This is a genomic window from Pseudoalteromonas sp. MMG033 (assembly GCF_057197785.1).
Genome location: NZ_JBXVAL010000002.1, coordinates 474,686 through 491,992 on the forward strand (window position 1 = coordinate 474,686; position 17,307 = coordinate 491,992).

Sequence of the window (17,307 nt, forward strand, 5' to 3'; positions counted from 1 at the left end):
GATTTATCCTTTGACCAATGCTGTTAATTCTAAAGATTCGTTTGTTTGAGTAATCTTACAAGGATTGCCCCAAAATTCCCCCTGGAGGGAATCGCTGATCCAGTAGCTACCATTAACTGATACTAGTTCAGCTTCCAATTTTTGACAGTAAATACTCGCAGAATCATTACCTTGTGCACCAGCAATTGCACGGCCCCGCAATGTTCCATAAATATGAATATTCCCGTCAGCTATGACTTCTGCACCGTGGCTAACGGCACCCATAATAATCAAATCCCTGTCTTTTGCGTATATTTGTTGACCGGACCTCACTGTTCCGTTTACCACTTGAGCAGGCACATAAACATGTTTTTCGACAACTTCCGTTTTCGTATTACTAGAAACGCTTGGTGCAACGTCTTTTGTATAATTCAAAACAGACATACCTAAGGACTTAGCAGTCTCGTTATGCTCGTCGTTGCCGTTGCAAATACCAACAGGGTTGAGTGATAGCTCACTTAAGATAGACTTTAAATCTGAGAGAACCAAAGGCTCGTCTTGAACTTCGGCCAGATTTATTACAATAGGTGCACCTTTAAAAAACTTAGGCGCCTGAGATATTTTTTCACTCAACTGCGCTTTTACAATGCTTAAGTCAGCATCTAAAAGCTGTAATACAGATAACGTGAAAAGGTTCCCTTTGAGTTCGAAAGATTGTGTAGACATAAGCGCTCAAAAATATAACTGCGTACTCTTTATTAAATCTTATTTTGACCCCGTACTGTGTACGTTTGAGAGCAGCAAAACTTTCCAATTATTATATATGTCATGGTATAGTGCTGCTCTAAGATAAGCAAGAATTTATAGGGTTATAATGCTAAGTGCAATATACAAAAGTAGTAAAAAAGCCGACACCTACCTTTTTGTTGAAAAAAGAGACGATTTCAGCAATGTTCCTGAGCCTTTGATGAGCACTTTTGGTACCCCAATATTTGTAATGTTAGTTGATCTTGCCAGAAGAGAGAAACTTGGGGTTGCAGATTTAAGTACGGTTAAGGAAAAATTAACCGAACAAGGGTTTTACTTGCAAATTCCACCTCCAGAGGAAAACCTTCTGGATGAATTTAAAAAACGAAATGGAGCAAAGAGTGACTAAGACTTTAAAAGTTATACTTACATCTCTGTGTTTTTCAGCGTCAGTCAGTGCAACGACGCAAGCCGACTTTGATAAATACGTTCAAAAACTAAAATCAGAAGCCGTTGCTAAAGGGTACGAACAATCATTAATAGACTCTGCTTTTGCAACTGCGAAGTTTAAAAAGAAAGTAATAAAAGCAGACAAAACACAGCCAGAAATCGTAGAAACACTTGAAACATATTTGCCAAAGCGTGTACCCGATTGGAAAGTCAAACGCGCTAGAAAACTATATCAAGAAAACAAAGAACTGTTAGATCAAATTGAACGTGATTTCGGTGTTCAAGGCCGTTTCATTATCGCGCTTTGGGGCCTGGAAAGTAGTTTTGGTAGAGTACAAGGCGGCTATCCAGTTATTAGTTCATTGGTAACTTTGGCGTTCGATGGCAGACGCGAAGCCTTATACAAACGTCAACTATGGGCTGCTCTTGATATTTTACGTGATAGACATATCGGCTTAGACAAGTTTAAAGGCTCATGGGCTGGCGCAATGGGTCAAACCCAGTTTATGCCTACCTCTTTCAATGCCTATGCAGTTGATTACAATAAAGATGGTCGAAAGGATATTTGGACAACAAAAGAAGATGCCTTTGCTTCAATCGCTAATTACCTTAAAAGTGTTGGTTGGAATAACAACTTAACGTGGGGAAGACAAGTTAAGCTTCCAGAAGGCTTTTCTGAAAACTACGTGTTACAAAGAGGCACTAAAAATCACAGTCAATGGCTTGAGTTTTTCAATAACTCAGAGCGCTCTTTATCAGACTGGCAAGAGCTCGGTGTAAGACGTACAGACGGCACCGATTTGCCAAATGTTAATATTAATGCCGCACTCGTCATGCCAGATGACATTAATGGCAGAATGTATTTAGCGTATGATAATTACAAAGCGCTGATGAATTGGAACCGTAGCTATTATTTTGTAACAAGCGTAGGTTACCTTTCAGATAGAATAGGCTATCCAAAAATTTAGTTAAGTATTTGGCATAAAAAAGGCAGCTGATAGGCTGCCTTTTTGTTGGGCTAATGAATGAAAATTAGTAATAAGATAACGCCTGTGTTTTTCCCCAAAACACACGATAAGAAAACAATGTATATCCAATAATTGCCGGAACCACCATCACAACACCATAAAGCATAAATGTCAGTGCTGAAGGGTCTGCAAGAGACTCATAAATAGTCAGTTGGTTTGGTACAACATAAGGGTAAAAACTGTTAAGCAAACCTAAAAAACATAATAAAAATATGCAAGTCGCAATAGCAAATGGCGCCCAGCTCTTTTTAATATTGTCGACACTTGAATAACGTGTAAGAGAGCAGTGGAGCAACACAAACAGAGCTAAGCATAAAATAGGGATAGGCAATAACAGTAAAGACTCGTTTATGTTAAACCATTTTGACGCGACGAAATCGTTGATTAATGGATTCACAATGGATATTGAAATCACACCAATTGCAGCAATAAGATTGGACTTTGTGCACCAGACTATGGCATTTTTTTGAAGTTGACCATTGGTTTTCATAATCAACCAAGCAGAACCTATGAGTGCATAAGCAGCAATTACACCAAAACCGCTCAACATTGCGAATGCATAACTTTGCATGCTCTGCTCAAAAGACATGACGTATAGACCCAGCATGAAGCCTTGCGCAAACGCAGTAATAATACTACCAACTTTAAAACTAACGTCCCATGCATCTTGATATTTTGTTTTTGCTTTAGCACGAAAATCAAATGCGACACCTCTTAGAATTAAACCAAGTAGCATTAAAGCGACTGGGAGATATAAGGCCTGTAGAATAACTGAATGCGCCATAGGAAATGCAATCAAAGCCAAACCGACAGCAAGTACAAGCCAGGTTTCATTCGCATCCCAAAACGGGCCAATGGAAGCTATCATGGTATCAGCTTGTTCTTTTTCTTTAAGAGGCAGCAAAATGCCAACCCCTAAATCATATCCATCTAGCACTGCATAAACCAAGATAGCCAATGCCATAAGTGCACCATAAAACTGCGCCAAAAATTCACTACTAAGCATAGTTTTCACCTCGCATTGGGGGGTTAAGCTCATATTCTTCAACTTCGACAGCTTTATCAGCTGTATAGAAAAGTGTTTTGATATAAGCACTCAAAAGCAGTGCATAAACGCACAGATAACCAATCAAAGTATAAAGCACATGCTCAGAAGGGACTTGTGTAACCAACTCATCAATTCTAACTAACCCTTGGACCATATAGGGCTGTCGGCCAATTTCTGTCACATACCAACCAGCCAATGTGGCGACCCAACCAGAGAAAGTCATAACGACGAGTAATTTGAGCTGCCAAGCGGGTAAATTCTTATGTTTCCATAAAGTGACTCTCGTCACAGCTGCTACTAAGATCATCAGTAAGCCGAGCCCAACCATAACTCGAAATCCGTAAAATACAGGCTTGACGGGCGGGTGTGCCCCTTCAAATTCATTAAGGCCTTTAATTTCGCCATCTAGTTCATGAGTTAGAATTAAACTCGCTAAATTTGGAATGGCTAATTCAAAATGGTTCGTTCTGTTGATCTCGTCCGGGGCTGCGAATAGTAACAAAGGTGCCCCTTTTTCAGTCTCCCAAACCCCCTCCATTGCAGCCACTTTTTGCGGTTGATGCTCAAAAGTATTTAAACCATGCAAATCACCGACAAAAGCTTGTAACGGAGCCAACACCATAGCCACTGTTAGTGCCACTTTAAGCGTTAATTTTGGCGCATGTTTATGATCATTCTTTAATAACCGATAAGCACTGATCCCGGCTATCAGAAATGAAGCCGTGATCCCAGAAGCCAATAGCATGTGTGACAAACGATAACCAAAAGAAGGGTTAAAAATGATAGTAAACCAGTCCTTGGGATAGAATACTCCATCAATAATCTCGTAACCAACCGGCGTTTGCATCCAGCTGTTTAGAGACAATATCCAAAAAGCAGAAATCGTTGTGCCTATGGCTACAACCACTGTAGAAAAAGTGTGTACAGCGGGGCTGACACGCTTCATACCAAATAACATGACCCCTAAAAAGGTCGCCTCCATAAAGAAAGCAGTCAGAACTTCATATCCCAACAAGGGGCCTGCAATATTACCAATCCGTTCCATAAAACCCGGCCAATTTGTGCCAAATTGAAACGACATGGTAATACCACTGACAACACCTAAGGCGAAGGTGAGGGCAAAAATTTTAACCCAAAACCGATAAGCCCGGAGCCAAACGGGCTGCTTAGTTTGAACATATCTGACTTTAAAAAAAACCAAGAACCATGCAAGTGCAATGGATATGGTCGGGAAAAGTATATGGAAGCTTATATTCGTCGCGAACTGAATTCGCGACAGCAATAAGGTATCAAGCATGACACACCTCTGTTAGTTACGACTTTTTCAATAACTTATCCTTGAGGTCGATCACCTTACTAACAGACGAGCCTAGCTTCATCAATGATTGCAATTGTTCAGGTGTCAACCTCTGCAATTCAGCTGACCATTTAGTCACTGTTTCTAAAAGATCATGTATGGATTGCATTTGCTCCTGAGCGTACTTTTCTTCTGGCGTATTCGCGGTATCCAATATTTGGTCACGTAATAATGTCAGAGTAGGGTCAATTTCTCGCTTGCGTCTTTCTTCAAACACTTTATTCGCAAGATCCCAGATAGTACCGTTCGGCGCATAATATTCTTTTCTATCGCCAGGAATATGATGAACTTTGACTAATTGCCATGATTGCAACTCTTTGATCCCCATACTTACATTGCCACGGGAAATCTTTAGAGCTTCTGCAATTTGGTTTGCAGTAAGTGGGTGTTCATTAATAACGAGTAACCCGACCATTTGCCCAATTGTTCTATTAAATCCCCAACGACTGCCCATTTCACCGCAATGGAGCACGAAGTTTTCGATTTTTGGTGATAAATTCATAATTCTAAACGTTCAGTAATTATTGAAAGTTAAATATACAAAGATAACTGACTCAGATCAAGTAAAGTTTCAGTTTTTTCTGAAACTTTAAAAAGCCTCTATTTTTAAATCTAAAATAATGGAGTCAGTACCTAAAGCCAGACTGTAATCTAGTCTGTTTTGAACTGTTTGTATATCGCTTGAGTAAAAAGTTTTAAAAGTTTTGGTAAATAATGAAACTTTCGAACTAAAACTGTTCAAATTCGCTATTTACAATTAATCGGAATGCCAAAATGAAGGTTTAAAATAGCTAGAATTTCACATTCAAGCACAGATGTTGAACACGTCATTTAATTTAAAAGACTAATATAAAAAGGCTTTATCTTACGAAAAAGCCTTTGGTAGTTGAGATGTAAAGGTAGGTTTAAGACTGATGTTTTCCAACTTCCCAGTTGTTTTGTTTTAAAAGTGTCTCTCCAGCATCAATTGCACCAGACTCTAAAGATGTGCCCATGGAGTCATTCCAGCGGTTTAAATAGCCAAATAACGAAATAACACCAAGAATTTCAACTATTTCTCCATCATCCCAATACTTTTTGAGTTCTGATTCAATTGTATTATCAACTGCGTTAGGTACGCTCGATGCAGCAAGGGCAAATTCAAATGCAGCTTTTTCACCAGCTGTAAATACATCCGATTCACGGAATTGCCAAATCTGCGCTAGACGTGAATCTGTACCACCATAGCGTTGAGCCGCAAGAATAGTGTGCGCTTCGCAATAGCGGCAACCTGTATTTGCACTGGTGATGTATCCAACTAACCTTTTTAACTCAGAAGTTACTCGACCATGATTTTCCATAACCGCTTTATTTAAATTAATGAAAGCGCGTGCAATTGCAGGCCTAATCTGCATTGTAAGGACACTATTAGGACAAAAGCCTAATGTTTCATTAAAAAACTTCGCGAGCTCAGTAACTTCCTGATCGTGATCTTGAGAAAGTGGGGTAACTAAGGGCATAATCAGCTCCTGTTGAATATTATTATTTGTTGCATATGCAACATAACATAACTCTGGAGATTCTAATTGTCTAGTGAAATTTCGTATCAAAATGCATTAAAAAACAGATTAGAAAGCTTTTCTAAAAAACATGACAGTGAACTTGCACTCGAGACACATATTCCATTTCAAGTCGCAGTGGTGAGCAATCTCTTATCAATATCCAGAGACCCTATTATTCGTAACCTCACAGACTGCGATACCAGAGAGCTCAGAATTTTAATTAATATAGGTTCTTATGGACCAATAACAGCGTCAGATATTGCTTATCAAACTAGGCTCGACCCTTATTCAACAACACGCGCTATCACGGCTTTAATAAAAAAAGACTTGGCTCAATACGCAAAGGTACAACCAAATACTCGTAGTAAACCTGTTGAATTAACAAATGAAGGAGTTGATATCTACAGTAAAATAACTGCGCATCTGAAACAAAGAGAAGAGAGATTATTAGAGAGCTTCACTGAAAAAGAACAAGCGACTTTGAGTGCTTTGCTGCAAAAGTTAGAGCTAAGTGCTGAAAATGTACTGGCTAACGAGGTGAAACAATGCGAATTAGAGGGCGATTCAGTGACTAGAGATCATAAAGAAATAGTTAGGTGGAACAACAGAACAAATAAACAAACCTAAATTGAACTAAATCTAAACATATTTTTTGCACATTTACTGACCAAGCTAAAGGTTAGTAAATGAAGGGGCGAAAATATGAAACTAAAAAATATATCCAACTTGGGAGTGTTAGCTTTGCTTTCCCTCTCCAGTTACCATCTCTGTGCTAAACCAACACATGAACCTAAAAAACACCCTAACAACAAAAAGCAAATCGTTAAAATTCAAACTGAAGCTGATATTCGACTTCAAGAAATCGTTATTCAACAAAACTTGAAAGCAACTATTCCCGATATATCAAGTCTACCAAGACTCGATCACCCTGTTTCACAACTGGGGATGAAATTATTCTTTAGTAAAGCGCTTGGCGGCGAAAAAACCGTTGCATGTGCAAGCTGCCATCATCCAAGGATAGGCGGCGCAGACGGCCTATCTTTTCCAATAGGGACAAATGCTGTTGACCCAGATATTATTGGCCCACTGAGACTCACATCAGATACCATCAATATACCAAGAAACTCACCGACTATTTTTAACGTCGGATTATCAAACTCAAGTCTATTCTGGGACGGAAGAGTTGAGCGATTTACCATCACAGATAACCAAGGGAACGAGCAAGAAGTGATTAGTACTCCGGACTCAGGATTTGGTGTGCCTGATCTTGATGTAGGCAATGACTTAGTTGACGCGCTTTCACGTTTCCCCGTGACATCAGTTGAAGAAATGCGAGGAGCCGCATTTGAAAATGCTTTTAATAACCAGTCCGTTCGTGAACATTTGGCCGAACGACTCGGAGACTATGGTAGTGGCAAAGGCGACTTAGAACAAAATAATTGGCTTAACGAGTTCAGACGTGCATTTAATAGTACAGATAATGCCGAATCACTCATCACCTTTGATAGCATTGCGCTTGCACTTGGACAATATCAATCTTCAGTAAACCTGATTAATTCTCCTTGGAGCGCATATCTGAAAGGCGATTTCAATTCACTATCACAAGCACAAAAACGCGGTGCCAATTTATTCTTTTCTCAAATTAGTGATGGAGGAGCAGGGTGCGTAAATTGTCATGGTGGTACTCGTTTTAGCAATGACGGTTTCTTTAATCTGGCATTTCCCCAATTTGGTATTGGCACAGGTGATCAAAACATAGACCACGGGCGTTTTAATATTGATCCACAGCAACGTAATATATTTGCGTTCAAAGTACCCAGCTTACTCAATGTTGAACTGACAGCACCTTATGGCCATTCAGGCGCTTATGAGACACTTGAGGAGGTGGTTGCACACTATGTTAACCCAGCTGACGCCATTAATAACTTTTTTTCGAAAGGTGGAGCGTGCGGCCTGAGCCAATTCAAAAACGATGCAAGTTGTGAAACTCTTAACAACAATGCCCAAAATAACAGCCAACAAGCACTCGCTTTACTTCAGCTATCACCATTTGTTGCACCGCCATTAGATGCAAACCAACAAGATGACCTTGTACAGTTTTTAAAAGCACTGACAGATAGATGTGCCAAAGATCATCGCTGTGTAAGAAAGTTTGAACCAGCGACTAAATCACCAGATCCTGACAACTTAAGATTAAAAGTAGAAAAAGCAATTTTAGGATTGAGTTAAAAAAGGTGGCTAAGCCACCTTTTTATTCTCTTATTTTGAGATTTTATAAGACAACTTTACATCTCTATATGGTAAAAACCCACGTAACCCAATGTGCCAAATGCCCGGCTTCGCGTTATCGATGATACAAGATTCATTACTTCCCCATAAGTAAGGTCGACAATCAAATCTGTGATATCTTGGCTTTTTATTGTGTCTTAAATATAGATCCGCTTCTCCGTACCCTTCGATTTTCACCTCTAAATTACTATAACCCTCTGGTACTTCAATAGAAGTGCGCTGCCACCAAAACCAACCGTAAATATTATCAATTGTACCTTCAATAACAGGGTAAGGGTCTTGCGTTTGTATGTCGATAACAATTGGATCATGATCTGATGAACGGTAGGCATGTTCGGCGTATAAAGACTGTTGATGCTTTTCTGATTTGTATTCAGTATTGTAATCGAGCGCAACAGGTTCATCTGCATTAATATGCCAATCCGCCACACCAAGTACTTTTTGCATCATAGAATCGCTTGCAAAAGCATGGTCAAGACTACCCAAACGGCCCTTGAAAACATAAGAATAGCTTGAAACATCGCCATTAATCACATTACGTAAGTTAGCGTAACCATTGGTTGTCATCTGGCTAATTGGGTCTTCCATGTTATAAGCATTAAAATCACCTAATATAACCGTATCTTCATCGACAACAGACGTAGGATTGCTAGATAACCACGCATGAAGCTCGTTTACAGCCGTAACACGTGTTTGGTTCCAGCAGCCTTGTCCATCACTTTGATCTTGATCTAGACCTTCCGCCTTACTACAGCTTCCTTTAGAACGTAAATGCGCTACAACAACGTTGAATACATCTGTCGTAGATATATCCTCAAAACTTTGCACGACAGGTGGTCTATTGCCATAGTCAAAAGGAACTGCGTCTGTAAATGCAGGTGTGCCAACTTCCTTCACCTTGTTAGTACGGTAAATAATCCCTGACATGATGGCATCAGTACCCACATTATCAGAACCAAAATCAACGTAATCATAGGTGTTGTTGCTATCCGCGTTAGTTAACACGTCTGCTAGCTCTGCGATGGCTGAATGCTCGCCAAAGCCATCATTTTCCAACTCTAATAAACCTATAACATCAGCATCAAGCTTAATAATGGCTGAGATAAGTTTAGCTTTTTGACGTTCAAATTCCTCTAAAGAGTCTGCACCACGTTCAGTTGGGAATCCACCACCTAAACCATCGCCATTAAAGAAGTTCAAAACATTCATACTCGCCAGCCTCAAGTTTCCTTGCTTTTCAATTTCAGGCGCGTCTGTTCTAGGATTATCTGAAATGAAATTTGGTGTAACCGTAGGATGAATACGGTATTGCGAGAATCCATACCCAATTACACCTTCAATACTTGATACCTTATCTCCAAGACGCAACGTATTATATGCATCCAATTCTGGTGAAGGGTAGGGGATCACCTCTGGATTTTGTTGAGATGATCCGTCATCAAGTGTAATTTCTTTCGTTGCATTTAAACGCTCGATTTCATTAGCCGCTTGACCAGGCAGTGCTACTTGAGTGCCTTGGAATAAACGCTCAGATCCTAGTTTAACTTCACCGTATCGCTTTAAGCCATATGTATCGTTTACTACGAGTTCATTTGTGATGTTTACAAACATGCCCTCATAAGCTTCAAGGCCTAACTCAGTTGGAATCGTGATATCTGTGCTAGACACCGCATCAGTACCACAAGAAGTAAAGCCTGTAACGCTAGAGATTTGAGTTTGGCCATAAGACTCTCTCACTGTGCCTGCAAGTTTCAATACTTGACCTTCTTCGATAGAAATATCTTGATAGGAGACAAATATGCCTTCTGACGTAAGCGGGTTATCATCCTGCTCCAACGTCTCTTCTTGTATAAAGAAGCCCTTCATTTGGTCATCACCTACTAAAGAAGCTGTAACGACACCTTGTATTTCAACTTGTTCACCAACTAATGGGCTTTGTGCATCTTCGCCCTGTATCGTAGAGATTAATGTGTTGTTTAAATCACATTCAAGCGCTGGTGGCTCAGTTGGGTCAGTCGAGTTGTGTAACCCGATATTAGAAAAATCATCTTTAGGAAGCGCTTCCCACTGAACAGAAGGTACAAACTCGTCATCTGCTACTACATCGCCACTCGCTACTGATGCAAAACGGATCAGTGTTTTATCCTTGGTTGAAACACCTTGGTCACTCCAAGAAGAGCCTGGGTCAACGCCTATCTGGCCAATGCTATCAACAACGACACCGTTATTAGTCAAGACAATCGCATCGTCGCCATTAAACCAGCTACCATCTTTTTGTTGCTGCGCCTTTAAACGTAGTTCTTCACTCGCCCTTGCATGCACTAAAACATGTGTTTGCTTGCCTGCAAGCATTCCTTCCAATGAAATACTCGTACCTGCTGTCGTATTACCATTGAAATAAAACTGCAAACGATAGTTTTTTAAGTCGACCTCAGTCTCATTATTATTATAGATTTCTATCGCTTTATTATAGCTGCTGCCTTCAACATATTCAGATATGAGCACTTCGGCATGAGCAGGTATTAAGAAGCATGCAATCGCAGAAGCAATTAGGGATTTTTTGAACATAGTTATTTCCGTTTACCGTGTTTTTTAATGAATTATTTAGTAATTAAGGATGCAACTTTATATGAAAAATATTTCAAATGTAATATTAATGTGATTTTTTAATATAATATTTGATGTTATTGAAGCTGTTACTAAGCGATTAATTCAACTTAGCGGTGATTTTTAATGGTTGCTAACAAATAATGTCAACCGGTACCTGAAAAGGCATATCCAAAAAATCTGTCAGAACACCGCTATTCTACACAACTCTATCTAATCTAATATTTCAAAATCATGAATAAAATAATTTATGATACCTTATAACAATTATTACACCTCAGTTGTCGATTAAATTTTGACCGAAAAAGCTTTCTTACGTTAATGTCTAATAGTCAAACAATTTGACTAACTTAAAAGCTGCTGTAGAAAAGCGGTATCAATTGAATATGGATACAGCTTAGAAACAAGCTTTGAATAACGGCTAATAATAAGTATTAGTTGCGCAACAACATGTAAAGTAAATTTGATATAAGGACGATTAAATGAAAACTAATCAATTGATTAAATTAACATTATTACCTCTGGGGTTAATGACTACCCAGCACGTATTTGCCCACGAGGTAGGGAACAATAATTCCATTCATGATACTGAGATTATAAAACGTCTTGATCTAAGTATTGATTGTAATGAAAATCCAACAGCACTTAGTCAAGCGGTGACACAAGCATATTCAGCCAAATCAGTTCAATTTACAATTTCTGGAGTATGTAATGGCCCAATTAGCATTGAACAAAGCCATTTCGAAATTCAAAATGACGAAGGGCGTACAGGGTCAATTCGAATTAGGCATAATCAAGAACATACTCAAAAAAGCGCCGTCTTAGTGGAGGCTAGTGATTTAGTCCTAAAAAATATCAACATTGATGTACCAAATGATTTGGCTGCTGTTGAGTTGAAAGCAAATAGTTTGGTAAAATTTGACCACGTTACCACGAATGCAAAATCAGCTGAAGATGCTGCATTTTTGCAATTTTCAGTTACAGACAACAGCACTGCGTACTTTAAAAATATGTCTGGAAATTCTATTGGCGTATACGGCAGCTCATATGTTGAATTCAACAAGCACACAGATCAAATGAGGCTAGAAATCTACGATACGTCTGCAGGGCAATCGACTGATAGCAATCATTTTAAATCTGTTCAAGTGGCGGGTAATGGCTACTTTTTAGCCGACAATAAAAGTAACATCAGTCAATTGATGATTTGGAGTAAAGGTGCAGCAGAGATAAATAACAAAAGTCGAGCTGGTGAAATCATGATGGGCGGGCAAAGTCACTTTGCAGCCTACAAAGAATCAACGGTAGCTGGGCCATATTCACTCTGGGGCAATGTGGTATTTGAACTCGAACATTCAAAAGCATATAACTGGAAAGCGGTAGATAAGCCACTGTCTATCATTATAGGGAACAATGCGAACGTAAATGGTAAATTGTATCCGGGTTGGAGCTGGACAGGCCAAGCAAAATAAATAGAAGTAACATATGAAAGAAGAGGTTCTCTCTTCTTTCAAATAGTATTGTACTATCAGGTTAGCTCAAATAATCAATATAAATACAAAGTTTTGATTCATTGGTATCAAAAGCAGGGGATGAACAAACTGCCGCATTGTGTTCTTGATCTTGCCAGTTTTTCCCCTTAACAAGAGCTATATCACCATTGCAAAGTGTATTAACATCACACTCTCTGGGTTCCTTTATTGCTGGCGCAAGCTGATTTTTTTCTAAAGGATGATATTTCACATACTCTTTTTCAATCCACCTCTCTCCAGAGCCACCTAGTGTCGACATCATTTTTACAACACCGTTTTGAAAATGAAAAGCTGGGCTCAATGAATAAGTGCATGGCAATATCCGCAGACCAATCTCTTTCGGCTCAAATAGCTCTTGAAACATCAACAGCATTAACTCGATATGTTCAAAAAGTAAATCACCATGCGTTGTAGCAGAAAATAAACTTTTCACCCGTTCAAACAACTCGCTCTCAATTGCACCCTGATACTGAAAATAGTTATCTGATGCCTTTTTAACATAATGAATTGCAGCATTACTTTTAGCCCAGTTTGCAGGGCTGCAAAAACAAGTTAAAGCCGTATCTGGCTCATAAATTTTTGAAAGGATGCTCGCGGAGTCATCAATGAGGTATTTAGTGCTTGTGGCAGGGACACTTACTTCTGAATTAACGCTCATAAAACCATATTGTTATGTGATAATGTAGCAACACTATCATTTTACTTAACCCAATTAAAGTGTTTACATAAAATAATTGAGAATAAGAATTAATTTTATTAGTGGGGGCTTAAGATAGAAAAGGCCTTTAACCAACTACATATCAAAAGCCTAAAATTTCAAAAGCGAATTGAGCGCTAGTCAATCTTAAAATTATCCATCGTTCTTTGCAGCGTATCACTGTTCAACTTCATGTCCTCAAAAAGTGCTTTAAGCGCAATGGATGTTTCAAGTTCATCGTTTGCCGCTTCTAATACAGCCGATGTATTGGTCGAAATATCTTGTGCAACCGTTGACTGTTGCTGCGCAGCCGTTGCAACTGATGTGGTAAGTTGTTCAACATTATTACTGTGCTCACTAACTTGCATAGAAACAAGACGTGTTTCCTCAACTTCGCTCATTATCTCGCTAGCAAGTTGAGTATTCTCTTTAATGGCATTAACAACACTTTGACTGATTTCATTTAAATTACTAAGTAGCGAAGATATTTGTTCAGACGACTCCTTACTGTTATTAGCAAGTCCACGTACTTCGTCTGCCACAACAGCAAAACCTCTTCCGTGCTCACCAGCTCTCGCAGCCTCGATTGCAGCATTGAGCGCCAGTAGATTTGTTTGATCTGCAACACTGCGGATTGAATCTAAAATAGTGTTGATTTCAGCAACTTGCTTTTCCATTTTTGCAGCCATCTCATTAACCATATCCATATGCTCGGATAGGGCATTCATGGCGTCTAAGTTTCGTTGATTATCCTCAAGAAGTTTTTGCGATTCATTGTTCAATTGATCGCTTGCAGCCAGGGTGTCAGAAGCAGAACGTGCAATCTCTTCACTGGTTGCAGCCATTTCTTCAATCGCTGCAGCAATACTCGATGCCATTGATTGTGTACGCTGTGCATCTTCGTTAACATGGCTTGCTGCCTTATCCATTTTCTCGCCTAAGTCTGTTCCGACATTAATTGATTTTGAGAGCCCTAATAGTAGATCTTTGAATGCATATACTGTGTTATGAATAGACTCAGATATTTGTCCAAGCTCGTCACTGGTTTTCAATCGCACATCCAAGGTCAAATCACCTTCATTAGCAACTTTTTCTAAGATGTCAGTTAAATGGTGCAACTCATGCTTGAGTGATGTCACCAAATGCATGTTTATGACTGCAATCACACTCATTGCTAACACAAACGAAATTGTAATAAACCAGCTTTGACTAACAAGGTCACTTTTAACAGCAGCGCTGTGATCGACTGTTTTAAGCCATTGTTTGTCGAGAATCTTTTTAACAGCAACAATTTGGTTGGTTGCTTTTGGAAACCAATCACTACTTGACATCAGTGTAGAAAAATCAGAGTTGTCTTCATCAATTAAATAGTTAATGACTCTGTCAAGTTCTTTGGCGCTGGAGTCAGACATGGCTCTTTGATATTCCTCAAGCTGCGCACCTTCTAAAGACGTCTCTAACTGCTCCTTTAATATACCTAATTGTGTTTGATAGTAAGTAAGCTCACCCCGTACCTGAGAACTAATAGCCTTCTTCGACAGCACACCGTTAATTTTTCCTCGTAATTGTCCTTTACGCTCTTTGCTTTTGGCGAGTAAAAATGCGATAGAAAGTTTTGACGCTAAATCACGGTTGCTAATATAAGCTTGCATACGCGTTGCTGTATCAATAGCTATCTGATTTAAATGGCTATAATACTTAAATGCATTTTTGCCATTTTGGCTGTCAACTTCACGCCTGATTGAAGGCTTCTCATTCAATTCTTTGAATAGAAAAGGAAGCCATTTTTTAACTTTTTCGTCGTCCCTAAACTGACCAGAATATAGATCTCTCACGACTTTCTCAGCATTGTCGGCTTTTGTTCGTTGAGCTGAAACCAGCCTTTTTTTGTCTGCGCTTGGATTACCCAAGTAACCTGCTGACAAGCCACGTTCAACCGCATGATGATGAGCAATTTTTTCTATAGCATCTAATAGCTTAATGTATTCAATGTCTTGTGTTGTAGAGGTGTAGTCATGCCAGTACTGAGTTGCCACTTTTGCAAGTAAGATAAAAATAAAAAGAATTAGGGCGAGAGAGCTAATAACGGTCAATTGTAAAATGGATAAGCGTTTTAGCAAATTCATTTATTTCTCCAGGGCGTAAACCTAATGCCAATCACTAATAGATGGCCAATAATTGTTCCTTACCCTAAAAGATAGTCAAAAAATCGCTAACGATATAAGTTTCATCATAAAAATATTCGTAAAATGATTAAAACAGCCAAATAGAGCAGTAATCTCAACTCGCTTGTGCCTAAATGGGAATCGAATAAACGAATCAAACATCCTTCAAGAAGGTTATGGATAAGTAAAAACAGATGGTTTCAATGCATGAGGTGTCTATAAGACAACTAAAAAGATAAACACGCTACACTAAATCAAAGTACCGAACTCATAGTCAGTCACTATCTACTTATTATCCTTATCATTTAATTTAGGTGGTTGCTTCTTAAGTTTTGATTTATACCTATTCCCATATATAAAGCAAATACAGATAAGGAGTATGATTAAAATTAGAAATAAGCTCCCGCTGTCGACTTTCATCATCTTCTTAATCCAGTAATATTTTACTTAAGTATAGCTGCGTCGTTTAATAATCTTGTCTAAACGACGCATATATCTTTCTACAAATATTGTTACGCAAATAAGGCAGGGCTCGCACCAAACTTGTTTAAGTTCGGAAAAACTTGCGCAAGTTCGGTATCAGATATTCCTAACCATTTACCTAAAGCCGCGCCATACTGATCAACAGACATTGTTGGGATCAATCGGCCACTGCCCGCATCTAACTCATGATTCAACTCAGCAAGAGGAATATCACCAAATACGGTGCCACCATTGATTGCACCGCCCATTACAAAGTGATGCGCACCCCAACCATGATCTGTGCCGTCTCCATTAATTGCTAAAGTGCGTCCAAAATCAGATGCTGTGAACAAGGTTACATTATTGCTCAGCCCCATACTTTCCATCGCACTATTAAATGCACCAAGCGCGCCATCTAATGCACTTTGCAATTTAGGTAAGCTCTTCGCTTGACCTGAATGAGTATCAAACCCACCCATGGAGACAACAAAAATCTGTCTATTAGTTCCTAACTGGTCTCGCACAGACAATGTCCTAGCAACAGACTCTAGCTGACGGCCTAACCCCGTTTTGGGAAACTCTCCAACACTTGCTGTTTGAGATGAAATAGCTTGGTTAAACATTTTATTGGCTTCAAAGGACTGACCAATTTTCGAAGCAAGGTCTTGTTCGAGTAGATTATTGGTTTGGTGACCTAGTGCGCTAAAGTGTGCGTTAACCGCGTCATTGCCTTCAAAGAACTCTAGTGCTTGTATTGTCGCAGCTTTGCCATCTGTTACATGATACGGGGTTGTATTCGTTCCAGTCAGTAGAAGCTCTCCACCAGCAGTGGTGACTGCAGAAAATGTATTAGATTGGACACTCCCTTGGTTTATAAGCGCATCATAAAATTTTCCTGCCCAACCATACTGTGCACCTTCGGCTTTGCCAGACATCCACGTACTTTGCTGGTCATTGTGTGAAAATAATCGCGAAGGCAGATTGGCTGTCTCATTACGAATGCTGGTGGCACTCACGTTTTCTAGCAAAGGGCCAACGTTGCCGACAACGGATAATTTACCTTGCTGATAAAGCCCTGCAATCGACGGCATTTCTGGAGGCAAAGCAAATTGTCGAGAGCCAAACCTGCTTGGTGTGGTGATCGGTAATAATGTGCTTATTTCGCGTTTAGTGGCATACTGATTCAAAAGTGACTGCCTGATGCTCGCCCACTTGTTATAACTTTGCGTGTCATAGGGGATAATGGTGTCGTGGTTGTCCATTCCACCGAATAAAAACACACAAACCAATGCACGATATTCATTTGAGTCGACTTGAGTATTTGCCAATACTTGAGCCATATTCATGATGGAAGAGGCAACAACACCTGCACTTGCTGTTTTAATAAAATTTCGTCTGTTCATTGTTA

The 17,307-nt window shown here is 39.4% G+C and carries 14 protein-coding genes; 5 read left to right on the forward strand and 9 right to left on the reverse strand.

Annotation, left to right across the window (positions count from 1 at the left end):
* Positions 1-3: 3 nt before the first annotated feature.
* On the reverse strand, positions 4-705 hold the full coding sequence (gene minC / locus AC2CZC_RS23405; protein ID WP_484585664.1) for a septum site-determining protein MinC: 702 nt from the start codon (positions 703-705) through the stop codon (positions 4-6).
* Positions 706-853: 148 nt separating this feature from the next.
* On the opposite strand from minC, the gene AC2CZC_RS23410 reads away from it, so the two are divergent.
* A complete protein-coding gene (locus tag AC2CZC_RS23410; RefSeq protein WP_484585665.1) occupies positions 854-1,135 on the forward strand; it encodes a YcgL domain-containing protein in 282 nt (93 codons plus the stop codon).
* The gene (locus AC2CZC_RS23415; protein WP_484585770.1) at positions 1,128-2,144 is read left to right on the forward strand and encodes a lytic murein transglycosylase; all 1,017 of its coding nucleotides are present in this window, start codon (positions 1,128-1,130) and stop codon (positions 2,142-2,144) included. Before AC2CZC_RS23410 ends, AC2CZC_RS23415 begins: the two co-directional genes overlap by 8 nt.
* Before the next feature lie 64 nt (positions 2,145-2,208).
* Here AC2CZC_RS23415 and cydB read toward each other — a convergent pair whose 3' ends face one another.
* The 4 genes from cydB to AC2CZC_RS23435 all read right to left on the reverse strand — a co-directional run bounded on the left by cydB (position 2,209) and on the right by AC2CZC_RS23435 (position 6,108).
* A complete protein-coding gene (gene cydB, locus AC2CZC_RS23420; protein ID WP_484585666.1) occupies positions 2,209-3,210 on the reverse strand; it encodes a cytochrome d ubiquinol oxidase subunit II in 1,002 nt (333 codons plus the stop codon).
* Entirely contained in the window at positions 3,203-4,549 is a 1,347-nt protein-coding gene (locus AC2CZC_RS23425; RefSeq protein WP_484585667.1) for a cytochrome ubiquinol oxidase subunit I, read from the reverse strand. Before AC2CZC_RS23425 ends, cydB begins: the two co-directional genes overlap by 8 nt.
* Positions 4,550-4,565: 16 nt before the next feature.
* Positions 4,566-5,111, reverse strand: a complete 546-nt coding sequence (locus tag AC2CZC_RS23430; protein WP_063362896.1) for a GbsR/MarR family transcriptional regulator — start codon at positions 5,109-5,111, stop codon at positions 4,566-4,568.
* Positions 5,112-5,514: 403 nt separating this feature from the next.
* Positions 5,515-6,108: a carboxymuconolactone decarboxylase family protein gene (locus AC2CZC_RS23435; RefSeq protein ID WP_063362897.1), complete on the reverse strand. Its 594-nt coding sequence runs from the start codon at positions 6,106-6,108 to the stop codon at positions 5,515-5,517.
* 66 nt (positions 6,109-6,174) lie between these two features.
* On the opposite strand from AC2CZC_RS23435, the gene AC2CZC_RS23440 reads away from it, so the two are divergent.
* Together AC2CZC_RS23440 and AC2CZC_RS23445 are read left to right on the forward strand one after the other, a co-directional pair.
* On the forward strand, positions 6,175-6,777 hold the full coding sequence (locus AC2CZC_RS23440; RefSeq protein ID WP_484585668.1) for a MarR family winged helix-turn-helix transcriptional regulator: 603 nt from the start codon (positions 6,175-6,177) through the stop codon (positions 6,775-6,777).
* A 75-nt stretch (positions 6,778-6,852) separates the two neighbouring features.
* Positions 6,853-8,379 carry a cytochrome-c peroxidase gene (locus tag AC2CZC_RS23445; RefSeq protein ID WP_484585669.1) on the forward strand — a complete coding sequence of 509 codons (1,527 nt, stop codon included), beginning with the start codon at positions 6,853-6,855 and terminating at the stop codon, positions 8,377-8,379.
* 30 nt (positions 8,380-8,409) lie between these two features.
* Here the strand turns inward: AC2CZC_RS23445 and AC2CZC_RS23450 are convergent, their stop codons facing one another.
* Positions 8,410-11,007: an ExeM/NucH family extracellular endonuclease gene (locus tag AC2CZC_RS23450; RefSeq protein ID WP_484585670.1), complete on the reverse strand. Its 2,598-nt coding sequence runs from the start codon at positions 11,005-11,007 to the stop codon at positions 8,410-8,412.
* 521 nt (positions 11,008-11,528) lie between these two features.
* On the opposite strand from AC2CZC_RS23450, the gene AC2CZC_RS23455 reads away from it, so the two are divergent.
* The gene (locus AC2CZC_RS23455; RefSeq protein WP_484585671.1) at positions 11,529-12,515 is read left to right on the forward strand and encodes a hypothetical protein; all 987 of its coding nucleotides are present in this window, start codon (positions 11,529-11,531) and stop codon (positions 12,513-12,515) included.
* Between the two features lie 61 nt (positions 12,516-12,576).
* Here the strand turns inward: AC2CZC_RS23455 and AC2CZC_RS23460 are convergent, their stop codons facing one another.
* The 3 genes from AC2CZC_RS23460 to AC2CZC_RS23470 all read right to left on the reverse strand — a co-directional run bounded on the left by AC2CZC_RS23460 (position 12,577) and on the right by AC2CZC_RS23470 (position 17,302).
* Positions 12,577-13,233: a DUF1826 domain-containing protein gene (locus AC2CZC_RS23460; RefSeq protein WP_484585672.1), complete on the reverse strand. Its 657-nt coding sequence runs from the start codon at positions 13,231-13,233 to the stop codon at positions 12,577-12,579.
* Between the two features lie 176 nt (positions 13,234-13,409).
* On the reverse strand, positions 13,410-15,398 hold the full coding sequence (locus AC2CZC_RS23465; RefSeq protein ID WP_484585673.1) for a methyl-accepting chemotaxis protein: 1,989 nt from the start codon (positions 15,396-15,398) through the stop codon (positions 13,410-13,412).
* A 551-nt stretch (positions 15,399-15,949) separates the two neighbouring features.
* On the reverse strand, positions 15,950-17,302 hold the full coding sequence (locus AC2CZC_RS23470) for a DUF1501 domain-containing protein (protein WP_484585674.1): 1,353 nt from the start codon (positions 17,300-17,302) through the stop codon (positions 15,950-15,952).
* Between the last annotated feature and the right edge of the window lie 5 nt (positions 17,303-17,307).